14 protein-coding genes are annotated in these 16,044 nt (G+C 73.7%); 7 read left to right on the forward strand and 7 right to left on the reverse strand.

Features of this window, described 5'->3' with window-relative positions; genetic code table 11:
- Positions 1 to 52: 52 nt before the first annotated feature.
- Genes ACN26Y_RS11425 through ACN26Y_RS11445 form a run of 5 tightly spaced genes read right to left on the reverse strand, consistent with a single transcriptional unit; the run spans position 53 to position 7,510 of the window.
- Positions 53 to 1,141: a uroporphyrinogen-III synthase gene (locus ACN26Y_RS11425; RefSeq protein ID WP_155330266.1), complete on the reverse strand. Its 1,089-nt coding sequence runs from the start codon at positions 1,139 to 1,141 to the stop codon at positions 53 to 55.
- Positions 1,142 to 1,498, reverse strand: coding sequence for a nitrite reductase small subunit NirD (gene nirD, locus ACN26Y_RS11430; protein WP_155330267.1), 357 nt, complete (start codon positions 1,496 to 1,498; stop codon positions 1,142 to 1,144).
- The gene (nirB, locus tag ACN26Y_RS11435) at positions 1,495 to 4,008 is read right to left on the reverse strand and encodes a nitrite reductase large subunit NirB (RefSeq protein ID WP_155330268.1); all 2,514 of its coding nucleotides are present in this window, start codon (positions 4,006 to 4,008) and stop codon (positions 1,495 to 1,497) included. Before nirB ends, nirD begins: the two co-directional genes overlap by 4 nt.
- Positions 4,005 to 5,444 carry an FAD-dependent oxidoreductase gene (locus ACN26Y_RS11440; protein ID WP_155330269.1) on the reverse strand — a complete coding sequence of 480 codons (1,440 nt, stop codon included), beginning with the start codon at positions 5,442 to 5,444 and terminating at the stop codon, positions 4,005 to 4,007. Before ACN26Y_RS11440 ends, nirB begins: the two co-directional genes overlap by 4 nt.
- Positions 5,441 to 7,510 carry a molybdopterin oxidoreductase family protein gene (locus tag ACN26Y_RS11445; protein WP_422734694.1) on the reverse strand — a complete coding sequence of 690 codons (2,070 nt, stop codon included), beginning with the start codon at positions 7,508 to 7,510 and terminating at the stop codon, positions 5,441 to 5,443. Before ACN26Y_RS11445 ends, ACN26Y_RS11440 begins: the two co-directional genes overlap by 4 nt.
- A 236-nt stretch (positions 7,511 to 7,746) precedes the next feature.
- Between ACN26Y_RS11445 and ACN26Y_RS11450 the strand changes: the two genes are divergently transcribed.
- The 7 genes from ACN26Y_RS11450 (at position 7,747) to glmM (ending at position 13,228) form a co-directional block, all read left to right on the forward strand.
- Positions 7,747 to 8,445: a class I SAM-dependent methyltransferase gene (locus ACN26Y_RS11450; protein WP_422734695.1), complete on the forward strand. Its 699-nt coding sequence runs from the start codon at positions 7,747 to 7,749 to the stop codon at positions 8,443 to 8,445.
- Positions 8,446 to 8,526: 81 nt separating this feature from the next.
- Positions 8,527 to 8,784 carry a DUF6364 family protein gene (locus tag ACN26Y_RS11455; protein WP_155330272.1) on the forward strand — a complete coding sequence of 86 codons (258 nt, stop codon included), beginning with the start codon at positions 8,527 to 8,529 and terminating at the stop codon, positions 8,782 to 8,784.
- On the forward strand, positions 8,774 to 9,067 hold the full coding sequence (locus ACN26Y_RS11460; RefSeq protein ID WP_155330273.1) for a type II toxin-antitoxin system PemK/MazF family toxin: 294 nt from the start codon (positions 8,774 to 8,776) through the stop codon (positions 9,065 to 9,067). The genes ACN26Y_RS11455 and ACN26Y_RS11460 overlap by 11 nt, the downstream gene beginning before the upstream one ends.
- Positions 9,068 to 9,269: 202 nt before the next feature.
- Entirely contained in the window at positions 9,270 to 10,637 is a 1,368-nt protein-coding gene (locus ACN26Y_RS11465) for a NarK family nitrate/nitrite MFS transporter (RefSeq protein WP_155330274.1), read from the forward strand.
- Positions 10,638 to 10,829: 192 nt separating this feature from the next.
- Positions 10,830 to 11,273 carry a 50S ribosomal protein L13 gene (gene rplM / locus ACN26Y_RS11470; protein ID WP_091102704.1) on the forward strand — a complete coding sequence of 148 codons (444 nt, stop codon included), beginning with the start codon at positions 10,830 to 10,832 and terminating at the stop codon, positions 11,271 to 11,273.
- A gap of 20 nt (positions 11,274 to 11,293) precedes the next feature.
- Positions 11,294 to 11,758, forward strand: a complete 465-nt coding sequence (gene rpsI, locus ACN26Y_RS11475) for a 30S ribosomal protein S9 (protein ID WP_030501567.1) — start codon at positions 11,294 to 11,296, stop codon at positions 11,756 to 11,758.
- 114 nt (positions 11,759 to 11,872) lie between these two features.
- Positions 11,873 to 13,228: a phosphoglucosamine mutase gene (gene glmM, locus ACN26Y_RS11480; RefSeq protein ID WP_155330275.1), complete on the forward strand. Its 1,356-nt coding sequence runs from the start codon at positions 11,873 to 11,875 to the stop codon at positions 13,226 to 13,228.
- A gap of 425 nt (positions 13,229 to 13,653) precedes the next feature.
- Here glmM and ACN26Y_RS11485 read toward each other — a convergent pair whose 3' ends face one another.
- Both ACN26Y_RS11485 and ACN26Y_RS11490 read right to left on the reverse strand, forming a co-directional pair.
- On the reverse strand, positions 13,654 to 14,763 hold the full coding sequence (locus tag ACN26Y_RS11485) for a threonine aldolase family protein (protein WP_155330276.1): 1,110 nt from the start codon (positions 14,761 to 14,763) through the stop codon (positions 13,654 to 13,656).
- Positions 14,760 to 15,953: a pyridoxal phosphate-dependent aminotransferase gene (locus ACN26Y_RS11490; RefSeq protein ID WP_422734696.1), complete on the reverse strand. Its 1,194-nt coding sequence runs from the start codon at positions 15,951 to 15,953 to the stop codon at positions 14,760 to 14,762. The genes ACN26Y_RS11485 and ACN26Y_RS11490 overlap by 4 nt, the downstream gene beginning before the upstream one ends.
- Positions 15,954 to 16,044: the final 91 nt, after the last annotated feature.

The raw sequence follows: 16,044 nt of genomic DNA on the forward strand, positions 1-16,044 counted from the left end.
GAGGGGCCCCTTCCTCTACCGCAGGCGTTAAGAGGGGGCCCTTCCTTCCACGTCAGTCCACGCGGAGGCGGTAGCCCCGTTTCACTACCGTCTGGACGACCCTTGGGGCCTTCAGGCCGGCGCGGAGTCGCGCCACCGCCATCTCCACCGCGTGCTCGTCCGCGCCGCGCGGCAGCGTCCGCAGCAGGGCGGTCCGGGACAGGACGCGCCCCGGGGCGGCCGCCAGCGCCCGCAGCACCGCCATCGGGGCCGGCGCCAGCGGGCGCAGGTCCCCGTCGACCAGGGCCGCGTGCCCGCGCAGGGTGAGCAGGTGGCCGGCGGCCTTCAGGGTGACCGTACGCTGGGGCAGTTCGTCGACGATGGTTCGGACCAGGGCACCGAGCCGCGCCCGGTGCGGCGCGCTGACCGGGACCCCGCGTCGCAGGAACGGCTCCGCGGTCACCGCGCCCACGCAACTGGCCAGCACGTCGCCGCGGAAGGCGTCGAGCACCGCGTCGGTGCGGTCCCCGGCGGCGCGGAGCAGCGCCTCGGCGGCCGGAGCGGAGGTGAACGTCACCGCGTCGACGAGCCGGCCGGCGACCAGGTCGATCAGCCGGTGCAGCGGCGCCGGGTCGGTGGGCGGCGCCCAGCGGTAGACCGGAACCTCGATCACGGTCGCCCCGGCGGCCTCCAGCGCCATCGTGCACTCGGGCTGCCGCTCGCCGTGCAGCTGCATGGCGATCACCTGCCCCGCCACGCCGCGCCGGCGCAGGTGGTCGACCACCTCGTCACAGCTCTCCGAGGCCGGGGACCACTGGTCGTGCAGGCCGGCGGCGCGGATCGCGCCCCGCGCCTTGGGGCCGCGTGCCACCACGTACGCCTCGCCGAGGACCGACCGCAGCGGCTCGGCCAGCCCCCAGCCCTCGGCCGCCTCCAGCCAGCCGCGCATTCCGATGCCGGTGTTGGCCATCAGGATGTCCGGCGGCCGGTCCAGGCAGGCCCGGGTCGCCTCGCGCAGCTCGGTGTCGTCGGCCAGCGGGACGATCCGCAGGGCGGGGGCGAGGACCACCCGCGCACCCCGCCGCTGGAGCAGCGCCGCCAGTTCGTCCCGTCGCCGGTCGGCGGTCACCCCGATGGTGAAGCCGGCCAGTTCGTCGCGCATTCACCCACCACCTCTCAGCCGCACCTCGACCAGGCCGTCGCGGCAGCGCACCTCGTGCGACCGGACGGTGACCCCGGGCAGGTCCAGGCAGCGCCCGGTACTCAGGTCGTACACCTGCTTGTGCAGCGGGGACGCCACCGTCGGCACGCCACCCCGGCTGCCGACGATCCCGCGGGAGAGCACGTACGCCCCGGAGACCGGGTCGAGGTTGTCGATGGCGAACAGGCCGTCGGCGGTGCGGAACAGCGCGATCTGCACGCCGTCGACCAGTGCCGCCACGCCCCGGTCCGGGTCCAGGCGGTCCAGCGGGCAGACCGCGGTCCAGGTGAGCGTCGCCGTGCTCGTCGCCGTGCTCATCGCCGCACCTCCGGCATCCCGAGCGCCACCGGCTGCCGTTCGCCGGCCGCCGTGGCGGGGGCGGGCACCGGTTGGCCGCGTTCCGAGGTGAACCGGATCGAGGGATCGGGCACGTCGGGCGCGTTGACGAAGGAGGTGAACCGGCGCAGCCGTACGGGGTCGTCGAGGACGTCCCGCCACTCGTCCGAGTACGAGGCGACGTGCCGGGCCATCGCCTCGTCCAGTTCGGCGCAGACGCCGAGGGAGTCGTCGACGATGACCGCGCGGAGGTGGTCCAGCCCGCCGTCCATCGCCTCGATCCAGGCGGCGGTGCGTTGCAGCCGGTCCGCCGTGCGGATGTAGAACATGAGGAACCGGTCGATCAGGGTGACGAGCTCGGCCGTGGTGAGGTCGCTGGCGAACAGGTCGGCGTGCCGGGGCCGGAAACCGCCGTTGCCGCCGACGTAGAGGTTCCATCCGGTCTCGGTGGCGATGATGCCGAAGTCCTTGCTGCGGGCCTCGGCGCACTCCCGGGCACAGCCGGACACCGCGGACTTGATCTTGTGTGGGGCGCGCAGACCCCGGTAGCGCAGCTCCAGCGCGATGGCCAGTCCGACCGAGTCCTGCACCCCGTACCGGCACCAGGTCGACCCGACGCACGACTTCACCGTGCGCAGCGCCTTGCCGTACGCGTGGCCGGACTCGAAGCCGGCGTCGACCAGCCGCCGCCAGATCTGCGGCAGCTGCTCGACCCGCGCGCCGAACAGGTCGATCCGCTGCCCACCGGTGATCTTCGTGTAGAGCTGGAAGTCCCGGGCCACCTCGCCGATCACGATCAGCTTCTCCGGGGTGATCTCGCCGCCGGGGATCCGTGGCACCACCGAGTAGCTGCCGTCGCGTTGCAGGTTGGCCAGGAAGTGGTCGTTGGTGTCCTGGAGCGACGCCTGCTCCCCGTCGAGGATGTGCCCGCTGCCGAGGGAGGCGAGGATCGACGCCACCGCCGGCTTGCAGATGTCACAGCCACGCCCCCGGCCGTGTTCGGCGATCAGCCGGGAGAAGGTACGGATGCCGCGTACCCGGACGATGTCGAACAGCTCCTGCCGGCTCGCGTCGAAGTGCTCGCAGAGTGCCGTGGACTGCTTCACCCCGGCGGCGTCGAGGAGCTGCTTGAGCATCGGTACGCACGAGCCGCAGCTGGTGCCGGCCCGGGTGCACGCCTTGAGCGCCGGCACGTCGGCGGCGCCACCCGCGATCGCCGCGTCGATGTCGTCGCGGGTCACCGCGTTGCAGGAGCAGACCTGCGCGGAACCCGGCAGCGTCGTCGCCCCGGCGCCGCCCCCGGCCGGCGCGAGCAGCGCCAGCGGCGGGCCGGGCAGCGGGCCGCCCACACTCGCCCGCAGCGTCGGGTACGCGCCGGCGTCGCCGACCAGCACCCCGCCGAGCAGCGTGCTCGCGTCGTCGGAGAGGACCAGCTTCGCGTACACCCGGGTGGCCGGGTCGGTGAACGTCACGTCGAGGCAGCCCTCGGTGGTGCCGTGCGCGTCACCGAACGAGGCGACGTCCACCCCGAGCAGCTTGAGCTTGGTCGCGGTGTCCGCGCCCGGGAAGGTCGCCGCGCCACCGACCAGCCGGTCCGCGACCACCTCGGCCATCGCGTAACCCGGCGCGACCAGGCCGTGGCAGGTCCCGTCGACCGCCGCGCACTCGCCGACCGCCCAGATCCGCTCGTCCACCGTCCGGCACGTGTCGTCGACGAGCACCCCGCCCCGGGGCCCGAGCGGCAGGCCGGCGGCCCGGGCCAGCTCGTCGCGCGGCCGGATGCCGGCCGCGACGACGACGAGGTCGGCGTCGACCCGGCCGCCGTCGCTCAGCTCCAGCGCGGCCACCGACCCGTCCGGGCCGGGGCGCAGGGCGCTGGTGGCGACCCCGAGGTGGCAGGTCACGTCCAGCTCCTCGACGTACCGGCGGAGCATCGCGCCGCCGGCGGTGTCCACCTGCACCGGCATCAGCCGCGGCGCGAACTCCACCACGCTGGTGGCGAGCCCCAGCAGCCGGAGCGCGTTCGCCGCCTCCAGACCGAGCAGGCCGCCCCCGATCACGGCGCCGGTGCGCCGGCCGTGCGCGTGCTCGCGGATCGCCGCCAGGTCGTCCAGCGTGCGGTACACGAAGACCCCCGGCAGGTCCGTCCCCTCGACCGGCGGGACGAAGGCGTACGACCCGGTGGCCAGCACCAGCGCGTCGTACGGGTACTCCCCGGCCGCCGTCGTGACCACGCGCCGGGCCCGGTCGATCGCCGTGACCGGCTCGCCGAGCCGCAACTCGACGCCGTCGTCGGGGGTGTGCAGGTTCAGTTCGTCCTCGCCCACCCCGTCGAAGAACGCCGAGAGCCGCACCCGGTCGTACGCCGGCCGGGTCTCCTCGGCGAGCACCGTCACCCGCCAGCGACCGGTCGTGTCCCGGGCGCGCAACGCGTCCACGAACCGCTGCCCGACCATGCCGTTGCCGACGACCAGCACTCTGCCGCCGTTCATCGCGCCACCTCCACCGAGTCCACGCTGGACAGCCATTCGACGATTCCGGCGACCGCGTCCCGGCAGCCGCCGCAGCCCGTACCGGCACGGGTCCCCGCCACCACGGCGTCGACCGTCCGGGCCCCGGAACGCCAGCAGCTCACCAGCGCCCCCTTGCTGACGTTGTTGCACTGGCAGACCGTCACCGCGTCCGGCATCAGCGCCGGCGTCGCGGCCGGCTCGGCCGGTGCCGCGCCGAACGCCCGGCCGAGCAGCAGGGACCGCCGGTCCGCGGGGACCGGCTGCCCCCGGTCGAAGAGTTGGATGACCGTGCCGACCGCCGGGTTGTCGCCGAGCAGGATCGCGGCGGTCAGCCGCTCGTCGTGGATGCGCAGCCGGGCGTACGTGCCCCGGGCCGGGTCGGTGAAGGTCAGCTCCTCACCGGGCCCGTCGCCGGCCGGGTCGCCCATCGCGGCCAGGTCGATGCCGGCCGCCTTGAGCCGGGTCACCACCGGCCTCGGCCGGTAGCGGGCCAGCGGGTCCTCGCCGGTGAGCACCTGCGCCAGCACGCGCGCCTGCGCCCACGCCGGGGCGACCAGGCCGGTCAGCGCGCCGTCGTGCTGGGCGCAGTCGCCGATCGCCGAGACGCACCGGTCGCTGGTGCGCAGCCGGTCGTCCACGAGCACACCCCGCTCGACCGCCAGCCCGGCCGCCGCGGCGAGCGCCGTGTCGGGGCGCACCCCGCAGGAGAGCACCAGCAGGTCGGCGTCGAGCGACCGGCCGTCGGCGAGGTCGAGGCGTACGCCGTGGGCGTCGGCCGCCACGGCGGTGGCCGGGACCGACAGGTGGGTGGTGACGCCCAGACCGGCGAGGGTCCGCGCGAGCACCGCGGCGCCGGCCGGGTCGAGCTGGCGCTCCATCAGGTACGGCACGGGGTGCACCACGGCCACGTCGAGTCCCCGGGCGGCGAGCCCGCGGGCCGCCTCCAGCCCGAGCAGCCCGCCGCCGAGCACGAGGACGCGGCGTGCCCCGGCGGCGACGGCGAGGATCCGCCGGCAGTCGTCCAGGGTGCGGAACGGCACCACCCGCTCGGGCAGTTCCGGGCCGTCCAGTCCTGGCAGCGGCGGCACGATGGCCCGGCTGCCGGTGGCGAGCACGAGGTGGTCGTACGGGATCCGGTCGCCGTCGTGGGTGCGGACCGCGCGGTCCGCCCGGTCGATCGCCGTGACGGTCACCGCGGTTCGCAGGTCGACGCCCTGCCCGGCGACCTCGGCCAGCTCCACGTCCGGCTCGCCGATCTTCCCCGCCAGCAGCGTGGACAGCATGATCCGGTTGTACGCCCGGTGCGGCTCCGCCCCGAGCACGGTGACCTTCCGGTCCCCGTCGCGTGCGTGCAGTTCGCTCGCGAGTCGGGCTCCGGCCATCCCGTTCCCGACGATCACGATCCGTTCGGTCACGGCGTCTCCACCCTCTCGACTCGCACGGCGCAGATCTTGAACTCCGGCATCCCGGAGACCGGGTCGACGGCGTCGTTGGTGACCGAGTTGGCGCGGGCCGCGCCGCCCCAGTGGAAGGGCGCGAAGACGGTGTCCGGTCGGATCGCCGTGCTGAGCCGGGCCGGTGCGACCATCTCGCCCCGGCGGGAGACCACCCGGACCGGCTCGCCGTCGGTCACCCCGAGCCGCCCGGCCAGGTCCGGGTGCAGCTCCACGAAGGCCTCCGGAGCGGCCCGGTTCAGCGCCGGCACCCGCCGCGTCTGGGTGCCCGACTGGTACTGGGCGAGCACCCGGCCGGTGGTGAAGTGCAGCGGGTAGGCCGCGCTGACCTCCTCGGCGGCGGGCCGGTGCTCGACCGCGTGGAACCGGGCCCGTCCGTCCGGGGTCGGGAAGCGCTCGGCGAAGAGCCGGGGCGTGTCCGGCCCGTCGGGGTCCGGGCAGGGCCAGTACGCGCCGTCGTGCGTGTCGATCCGCTCCCAGGTGATGCCGGCGTAGTCGGCGATCCCGCCGGCCGATGCCCGCCGCAGCTCCGCGAACACCGTCGCCGGCTCGGCCGGAAGGAAGGGCCCCTTGTTAACGCCTGGTGACTGCGAAGGGTCCCTTCCTTGCACCTGGGCGAGGCGGGCGGTGAGGTCGGCGAGGATCGCCAGGTCGGTGCGGACGCCGGGCGGGGGCTCCCGCAGCGCGCGGCGGCGCAGCACCCGGCCCTCCAGATTGGTCATCGTGCCGTCCTCCTCGGCCCACTGCGCCGTCGGCAGCACCACGTCGGCGAGGGCGGCCGTCTCGGAGAGCAGGAAGTCGGCCACCACCAGCAGGTCGAGGTCCCGCAGCCGGCCCTCGATCCGGGTCGCCCGGGGCGCGGAGACCACCGGGTTGGAGCCGAAGACGAGCAGCGCCTTCGGCCCGTCCGGGGTGCCGAGCGAGTCCAGCAGCCGGTACGCGGGCACCCCGGGCCCGGGCAGGTCGTCGGCCGGTACGCCCCACACCCCGGCGACGTGTGCGCGGGCGGCCGGGTCGTCGATGCGGCGGTACCCGGGGAGTTGGTCGGCCTTCTGCCCGTGCTCCCGGCCGCCCTGCCCGTTGCCCTGGCCCGTGAGGCAGCCGTACCCGGAGCCGGGCCGGCCCGGCAGGCCGAGAGCGAGCGCGAGGTTGACGTACCCGGTGACCGTGTCCACGCCCTTGGCGTGCTGCTCGGCGCCGCGCGCGGTCAGGATGACCACCCGCTCGCCGGTGCCCAGTGCCCGGGCGGTCGCCTCCAGATCCGCCACCGGCACCCCGGAGAGCGCCTCGGCGCGCGCCGGCCACCACGCGGCCACGGCCCGGCGGACCTCCTCGAAGCCGGTGGTCCGGGCGGCGATGTAGTCCTTGTCGACCAGGCCCTCGGTCACGGCGATGTGCAGCAGCGCGCTCGCCACCGCCAGGTCGGTGCCGGGCAGCGGTTGCAGGTGCAGATCGGCCAGGCGGGCGGTGGCGGTGACCCGGGGGTCGACCACGATCAGCTTCCCGCCGCGCTGGCGTTGCTCGGTCAGCCAGCGCACCAGCGGGGGCATCGTCTCGGCCGGGTTCGCGCCGACCAGCAGGAGGGTGTCGGCCCCGCCCAGGTCGGACAGCGGGAACGGCAGGCCCCGGTCGACGCCGAACGCGCGCATGCCGGCCGCCGCCGCCGAGGACATGCAGAACCGGCCGTTGTAGTCGATGTGCCGGGTCCGCAGCGCCACCCGGGCGAATTTGCCCAGCGCGTACGCCTTCTCGTTGGTGAGTCCGCCGCCGCCGAAGACGGCGACCGCGTCGCGGCCGTGTCCGGACTGGACGCCTCGGATTCCCTCGGCGACCCGGTCGAGGGCGGCGTCCCAGGTCGCCGGGCGTAGTTCGCCGCTGGCCGGGTCACGCAGCAGGGGACTGGTGAGCCGCTCGGGGTGGTCGAGCAGTTCGGCGGCGGTCCAGCCCTTCTGGCAGAGACCGCCCCGGTTGGTGGGGAACTGCCGGGGCAGCACCGCCACCCGGCCGTTCTCCTCCCGCAGCGTCATGCCGCACTGCAGGGCGCAGTACGGGCAGTGCGTCGCCGCCTCCCGGGGCGGGGGCCCCGGTGCAGTCGCAGGTCGCGCACCGTCTGTCATGCCCGAGAAGCGTGCCGCCGAGGGGTTTCCGGTCCGGGTCCCGTTTGTTTCGGTCCTGTCAAGAGCGGCTCACACCGCACCGGGGCAGCGGGCGGGCCGGCTTGGTCTAGAATGTGAGAAAAAATTCCCAGAAGTTGGGAGAGGCGATGAGTGTGGCGGAGGCGTTCGACGCCGTGGCGGGCCGGTACGACGAGGCCCGACGCCGGCTGGTGCCCTGCTTCGACCAGTTCTACGCAACGGCGGTCGAGGTGGCCGCGCCGCCGTTGCGCGCCGCGCTCGCGGCGGGGCGTACCCCCGAGGTGCTGGACCTGGGCGCCGGCACCGGGCTGCTCTCCCTGCTGGTCGCCGCGGCGGTGCCCGGGGTGCGGGTGACCGTCGTGGACGCCGCGCCGGCGATGCTGGCGGTCGCCGCGGACCATCTGCGGGCCGCCGGCGTGCCGCACCGCACGGTCCACGCCGACCTGGGTGACCCGATCCCGGCGGGCCGGTACGACGCCGTGGTCAGCGCGCTCGCGATCCATCACCTGGACGACGCCGACAAGCGGGCGCTGTACCGGCGGGCCGCCGCCGTGCTCGTCCCCGGTGGCGTGTTCGTCAACGCCGAGCAGGTCGCCGGCCCGACGCGGGAGCTGGACCGGCGCTACGACGAGGTGTGGGTCGCCCAGGCCACCGCGCTCGGCTCGGACGACGCGGAGATCGCGGCCGCGCGGGAACGGATGGCGTACGACCGGCCGGCGCCCGTCGCCGCCCAGTGCGCCTGGCTGGTCGAGGCGGGCCTGGTCGACGTGGACTGCTTCTTCAAGGCGTGGCGGTTCGCGGTGTTCGGCGGCCGGGTGCCGGGTTGACCGTGAGTCCGGTCTGACCGGTTTGTCGACCGGCGTCACGAGGGATGACTGTCGGTCACACCGCTGGGTAATCTGGTCGGCATGACTGCCAAGGTGACCCTGTCGTTCTCGGACGAGACGATCGAGGAGGCCCGGCGGTTCGCCAAGCGCGAGGGCCTGTCCCTGTCCGCCTGGATGGACCAGGCCGCCCGGGAGAAGGCGCTGCGCGAGGTCTTCTCGGCGCACGCCGCCGCCGTCGGCCGGGCCGGGATCGACCTGGAGTCCGCCGCCCTCGCCGACGATCGCGAGGTGGGCATGGTCGACGACCTGCTCTTCGGCGGGCGTCCGCGTGCTGCGTAGGGGTGAGGTCTGGCGCGTCTCCGGCGCCCGTGAACGACTGGGGCTGATCATCAGTTCCGACGTGTACAACTCGACCGCGGTGCCGATCGTGATCGTGGCGGAGGTCGTCGAGACCGCGCTGCTGCGCGACTCGCCCCTGGCCGTCGAGATGGGGGACCGGGTGGTGATGCCCGACCGGCTCTCCTCCCCGATGAAGAAGTGGTTCACCGAGTGCGTGGACGTCGCCGACGCGGAGACCATGCAACGGGTCGGCCGCGCGCTGCGCATCCTGCAACAGCTCTGACGCGCTCTCTTTCTCACGGACGGTCATCCGGCTTTCTCACGGACGGTCATCCGGCCCGGTGCGATCACCGTTGCCTGCCCGACCTCGTCGACGAAACGCTCCGGTAACGGCGGCTATCTAGCTTTCGGCCAGGATCGCTCGACACCGGCCGGACCGGTGGGTCGTGCGAGCCACGACATGGACCGGCCGGAAGGAGCGCCTGATGACGACGACGAGCGTGCCCGAGACGACAGCGGAGGAGATCGACCTGCAACGCCGGCCGGGCCGGTGGATCGGGCACTGGGCCCCGGAGGACGGCCACTTCTGGCGGACCGTCGGCCGGGGGATCGCCCGGCGCAACCTCATCTACTCGATCTTCGCCGAGCACATCGGCTTCTCCGTCTGGTTGCTCTGGAGCATCGTCGTCGTCCGGCTCGACGACGTCGGCTGGACGTTGACCACCAGCCAGGCGCTCTGGCTGACCGCCGTGCCCAGCGGTGTCGGCGCGCTGCTGCGGCTGCCGTACACGTTCGCGGTGCCGGTCTTCGGCGGCCGCAACTGGACCATCGTCTCGGCCCTGCTGCTGATCATCCCGTGCGCGGGCCTGGCCTGGGCGGTCCAGCATCCCGAGATCGGGTTCGTGCCGCTGCTGCTGATCGCCGCCACGGCCGGCTTCGGCGGCGGCAACTTCGCCTCCAGCATGGCGAACATCTCGTTCTTCTATCCGGAACGCGAGAAGGGCTGGGCGCTCGGCCTGAACGCGGCCGGCGGCAACATCGGCGTCGCGGTGGTGCAGTTCCTGGTGCCCCAGGTGATCGTGCTCGGTGGCGGGCTCGCGCTGGCCCGGGCCGGTCTGATGTACATCCCGCTCGCGGTGATCGCGGCGGTCTGCGCGTACCTGTTCATGGACAACCTGGTCGAGGCCAAGGCGGACGTCCGGCCGGTCTGGTCGTCGCTGCGGCACCGGGACACCTGGGTCATGTCGTTCCTGTACATCGGCACCTTCGGCTCGTTCATCGGCTACTCGGCGGCCTTCCCGACCCTGCTCAACGGCGTGTTCGGTCGGCCGGACATCGCGCTGAGCTGGGCGTTCCTGGGCGCGGCGGTGGGTTCGATCTGCCGGCCGTTCGGCGGCCGCCTCTCCGACGTCATCGGCGGCGCGCGCATCACCGTGGCCAGCTTCGTCCTGATGGCCGGCGGGGCGTACCTGGCGCTGTGGTCGGTGCAGGAGCGCCGGCTGGGCGTCTTCTTCCTGGCGTTCATGCTGCTGTTCGTGGCGACCGGCATCGGCAACGGCTCGACCTACCGGATGATCTCCCGAATCTTCCAGGTGAAGGGGGAGGACCTGGGCGGTACGCCGGAGATCATGCTGGCGATGCGCCGCCAGGCGGCCGGGGCGCTGGGGATCATCTCCTCGGTCGGCGCGTTCGGTGGGTTCCTCGTGCCGATCTGCTATGCCTGGGCGAAGTCGACCTACGGGGGCATCCAGCCGGCTCTGCGGTTCTATGTCGGGTTCTTCCTGGTGATGATCGTGGTGACCTGGGCGGCGTACCTGCGGCCGGGAGCGCGGATGGCGCGTGCCCGGGTGTGAGTCCGCTCATCCCCCGCGGGGGTCCGGCGTGCGCGCCGGACCCCCGTTTTGACCGGCCCACACGGCGTTGGGTATCGTTACCTGCTGTTGTGCGACATCTAGAGGCGTGCCACCTGAGGTACGCTTGGTCGTTCGTGCGCGCCTGGTCACCCGGCGCGCGACCCCAGACCGACGACGAGACAAGGTAGACCTGTGCGTACGTACAGCCCGAAGCCGGGTGAGATCGAGCGTCAGTGGCACGTCATCGACGCCTCTGATGTCGTGCTGGGCCGCCTGGCCACCCACGCCGCCACGCTGCTGCGCGGCAAGCACAAGCCGACTTTCGCGCCGCACGTCGACACGGGCGACTTCGTCGTCATCGTGAACGCGGGCAAGGTCGCGCTGACCGGCAACAAGCGGCAGCAGAAGATCGCCTACCGTCACTCCGGCTACCCGGGTGGCCTGAAGCAGGTCGGCTACGACGAGCTGCTGACCAAGCGTCCCGAGCGGGCCATCGAGCTGGCCGTGAAGGGGATGCTCCCGCACAACAAGCTCGGCCGTAAGCTCATCAAGAAGCTGAAGGTCTACGCCGGTGCCGAGCACCCGCACGGCGCGCAGTCGCCGGTGCCGTTCGAGATCAAGCAGATCGCGCAGTGAGCGCGGGCGAAGGAAGCAGCATGACCGACATCACCGCCACCGAGGTCGCCCCCGAGGCCACCGAGGCGCCGGCGCCCGTCGCCCGCGCGCCCCGTGGTGACCGGCCGATCCAGACCGTGGGCCGCCGCAAGGAGGCCATCGTCCGGGTTCGCATCGTGCCGGGCTCCGGCAAGATCACCTGCAACGGCCGGGACCTCGAGGCCTACTTCCCGAGCAAGGTGCACCAGCAGCTCATCAAGGACCCGCTGGTCACCGCCGAGAAGGCCGAGGCGTTCGACGTCATCGCGAACCTGCGGGGTGGCGGCACCACCGGTCAGGCCGGTGCGCTGCGGCTGGCCATCGCCCGGGCCCTGATCGTCAGCGAGCCGGACGACCGTCCCGCGCTGAAGAAGGCCGGCTTCCTGACCCGGGACGCGCGGGTCAAGGAGAGCAAGAAGTACGGCCTCAAGAAGGCCCGCAAGGCTCCCCAGTACTCGAAGCGCTGACCATCAGCTGCACGTTGTACTTCTGACGGACGGCCGGACCGCCTCCCCCACGACGGGAGGTGGCCCGGCCGTTCCGTTCTCCATCATCGGCAGTTCCATCGGAGGTTGGCGGGTATGGGCCGGTTGTTCGGCACTGACGGCGTACGCGGGCGGGCGAACGCGGATCTCACGCCCGAGTTGGCGCTCGCGGTGGCGGTGGCCGCCGCGCACACTCTCGCCGAGTCGGACAAGAGCCATCCCCCGCTGGCCGTCGTCGGCCGCGACACGCGGGCCAGCGGCGAGATGCTCGAAGCCGCCGTGGTGGCCGGCCTCACCAGCGCCGGTGCGAACGTCGTCCGGGTCGGCGTGCTGCCGACCCCGGCGGTGGCGTTCCTCACCGCCGAGGCCAAGGCCGACCTCGGCGTGATGCTCTCCGCGTCGCACAACCCGATGCCGGACAACGGCATCAAGCTGTTCGCCGCCGGCGGGCACAAACTGCCGGACGAGATCGAGATGCGGATCGAGGCGGCCGTCCAGGCGAACGCGACCACCGCCTGGGAGCGCCCGATCGGCGCGGGCGTGGGCCGGGTCCACGACCTGCTCGACGGCGCCGACCACTACGTGCAGCACCTGGTGGGCACCGTCCCGCACCGGCTCGACGGGATCAAGGTCGTGGTGGACTGCGCCAACGGCGCCGCCGCCGAGGTGGCCCCGGCGGCGTACCAGGCGGCCGGCGCCGAGGTGATCGCGATCCACGCCGAGCCCGACGGCCTCAACATCAACGACGAGTGCGGCTCGAACCACATCGAGGCGCTGCGCCAGGCCGTCGTCGAGCACGGCGCGCACCTGGGCATCGCCCACGACGGCGACGCCGACCGGTGCGTCGCGGTGACCGCCGACGGCGACGAGGTCGACGGCGACCAGCTGATGGCGATCCTGGCGCTGGCCATGCGGGAGGCCGGCACCCTCACCGGCGACACGCTGGTCGCCACGGTGATGAGCAACCTCGGCCTGCGCCTGGCCATGTCCCGCGAGGGCATCCGGCTGGTCGAGACCAAGGTCGGCGACCGGTACGTGCTGGAGGAGCTGCGCGCGTCCGGCCTCGCGCTGGGCGGCGAGCAGAGCGGGCACATCGTCATGCCCGCGTACGCGACCACCGGCGACGGCGTGCTGACCGGCCTGCACCTCATGTCGCGCGTGGCGGCGACCGGGAAGTCCCTGGCCGAGCTGGCCGCTGTGATCACCCGGCTGCCGCAGGTGCTGATCAACGTGCCGGTCGGCGACCGCACCGTCGGTGCCGCGGCGCCAGCCGTGCGGGCCGAGGTCGAGCGGGCCGAGGCCGAGCTGGGCGAGACCGGGCGGGTGCTGCTGCGCCCCTCCGGCACCGAGCCGCTGGTCCGGGTCATGGTCGAGGCCGGCACCGAGGCGACCGCCCGTTCGGTGGCCGAGCGGATCGCCGAGCAGGTCCGCACCGCCAGCCCGGTCGCCTGACCGGCCCCTGCCGGCCCATTCCGACGCCGGGTGCCGTCGCTGCGGCGCCCGGCGGTCGCCCACGTCCGGCGCCATCGCTACATCGCTCGGCCCGTTGCCGACAACGCCGGCGGCTGTGCCGATAGCGCTCGGGCGTCGCTGACAGCGCGCGGGCCGTGGCCCACTACTGCGGTGTCGTCACGGCGCCCGGGCGTGCGGCGCACGGAGGCTTTGGAGCTGACTCGCCCGCGACATCATGTCGGCGAGTCAGGGCTGATTCATCCACGACATCAGGTCCAAAGGGCCGCGGAGTGCATGTGCCCGGCGGAGCAGGGCCGCGGTGTGCACGCATCCCCTGGCACGGCACGCGCCGGGCAGGACAAGGCCGCGGTGTGCACGCGGCCCGCGCCCCGGTGTGCACGCGCCCGGCAAAACAGGGGCCGCGGTCAGCTGGTCGGCACGCGGTGCAGGAAGCGGGCGGCCAGGTCGCTGATCTGGTCGGCGTCCAGCTCCAGGGCGGGGTCGGCCACCGTCACCTCGGCCAGCGCCAGCCCGGGGACGTCGGTGTCCCGCCACTGGCCCACGAACCAGACCTTCTCCTCCTCCGCGAGCGCGAGGGCGGCGTCGTTGAGCGCGTCGGCGGGGTAGGGCAGCCAGAACCGGAACTGGTGGGTGTGCGGTGGCGCGGGGAAGACCCGGGCCCCGGGAATCGTGGCGAGCGTCTCGGCGACCAGCCGGGCGTGGGCCACGTAGCCGGGCAGGCGGGGCAGTTCGTGGTCCAGCCCGTGCAGCGCGGCCAGTGCTGCCGGCCACTGCTGGAAGACCGTCCCGCCGTAGCGGTGCCGCCAGGCGCGGGCGTACCCGGTCAGCTCCGGATCGCCGGCCAGCACCGCCCCGGAGACACCCCCGAGGGACTTGTAGAGCGAGACGTACACGCTGTCGACCAGGGCGGTGACCGCCGGGGCGGGCCGCCCGAGGTGCACGGTCGACTCCCACAGCCGGGCGCCGTCGACGTGCACCCGGGCGCCCCGGGCGCGGCCCGCGTCGACCACCGCCACCAGCTCGTCCCAGGTGGGCAGCAGGAACCCGGCGTCCCGCAGCGGGAGTTCGAGGAGCAGCGTGCCGAACGGCTCGCCGAGGTCGGTGACCTCCTCGGCGGTCGGGAACCGGGCGCCGTCCGGGGTGCGGGCGGCACGCAGGCCGGTGAGCACCGCGTACGCGTCCCGTTCGTGGACCAGGGGGTGGCTGAGCGGGTGCAGGGCGACCGCGTCCCGGCCGGTCACCTCGGCGCCGTGGCGGAGGGCGACCTGCTGCGCCATGGTGCCGGTGGGGAAGAGGACGGCGGTCTCGGTACCGAGCAGGTCGGCGATCCGGTGCTCGACGTGCTCGACCACACCGCCCTCGCCGTACACGTCGGGGAGGGTGTCCTCGGGCAGCGCGGCCCGCATCGCGTCCAGCCGCTCGCCGACGGTCGCCGGACGCGCTCCGGACAGGACCACGTCGCAGCCCCGCAGCGCGGCCAACCGCCGGAGCCGTTCGGCCTGCTGGCCGCTCACCGTGCCGTCCCGAGCCGGCGGAGCCGGGTGACCGCCTCGGTCAGCACCTCCGGACGTTTGCAGAAGGCGAACCGGATCAGCCGCCGGCCGGCCTCCGGGTCGTCGTAGAAGACCTGGGTCGGTACGGCCACCACACCGCAACGCTCCGGCAGTGACCGGCAGAACTCCACCCCGTCCCGGCCGCCGAGCGGGGTGACGTCGGCGGTGACGAAGTACGTGCCCTCCGGCGCGAGCACCTCGAACCCGGCATCGGTGAGGCCGGCGACCAACTGGTCGCGGCGGGCCTGCATGCCGTCGCGGAACGCGGTGAAGTAGTCGTCGCCGAGGCCCAGAGCCACGGTGACCGCGGGTTGCAGCGGTGCGGCGTTGACGAAGGTCAGGAACTGCTTGACCCGCAGTGCCGCCGACACGAGCGCGGCCGGGCCGCTCGCCCAGCCGACCTTCCAACCGGTGCAGGAGAACGTCTTGCCGGCCGAGGAGATCCGGAGGGTCCGGTCGCGCATCCCCGGCAGCGTGGCGAGGGGTACGTGCGCCGATGCGGCGTCGGTGAAGACCAGGTGTTCGTACACCTCGTCGGTGACCGCGTACGCGTCGTGCTCGCGGCACAGCTCGGCGACCAGGGCCAGCTCGTCGGCGGTGAAGACCTTGCCGGTCGGGTTGTGCGGCGAGTTCAGCAGGACCAGCCGGGTGCGGGGCCCGAACGCGGCACGCAGCGCGTCGGGGTCGAAGGCGTACCGGCCGTCGACGCCGGGACGCAGCGTGACCGGCCGCCGGACCGCCCCGGCCAGGGCGATCGAGGCGGCGTACGAGTCGTAGTACGGCTCGAAGCAGACCACCTCGTCACCCGGCTCGCAGAGGCCGAGGATCGCCGCCGCGATCGCCTCGGTGGCGCCAGCGGTCACCACGATCTCGCCGTCCGGGTCGTACTCCAGCCCCCAGAAGCAGCGCTGGTGGGCCGCGACGGCGGCGCGCAGCGCGGGGGTCCCCGGACCCGGCGGGTACTGGTTCTGGCCGGTCCGCAGCGCCTCGGCCGCGGCGGCCAGCATCTCCGGCGGCCCGTCGGCGTCCGGAAAGCCCTGGCCGAGGTTGACCGCCCCGGTGCGGACGGCGAGAGCGGACATCTCGGCGAAGATCGTCGTCCCGAACGGGCGCATCCGGGCCACCAGGGGATCGACGTGGGCGGTCGTCACGCCCGCCAGCCTACGGACTCGCCGTGCCGGTTCAACCCGTCGAGCCCGTTGATGGCGTTTCGTGACTCTCCGTAGCGTCCTGCTCCCTTCG

This window comes from Micromonospora sp. WMMD558 (assembly GCF_049315255.1).
In the GTDB taxonomy this organism is placed as follows: domain Bacteria; phylum Actinomycetota; class Actinomycetes; order Mycobacteriales; family Micromonosporaceae; genus Micromonospora.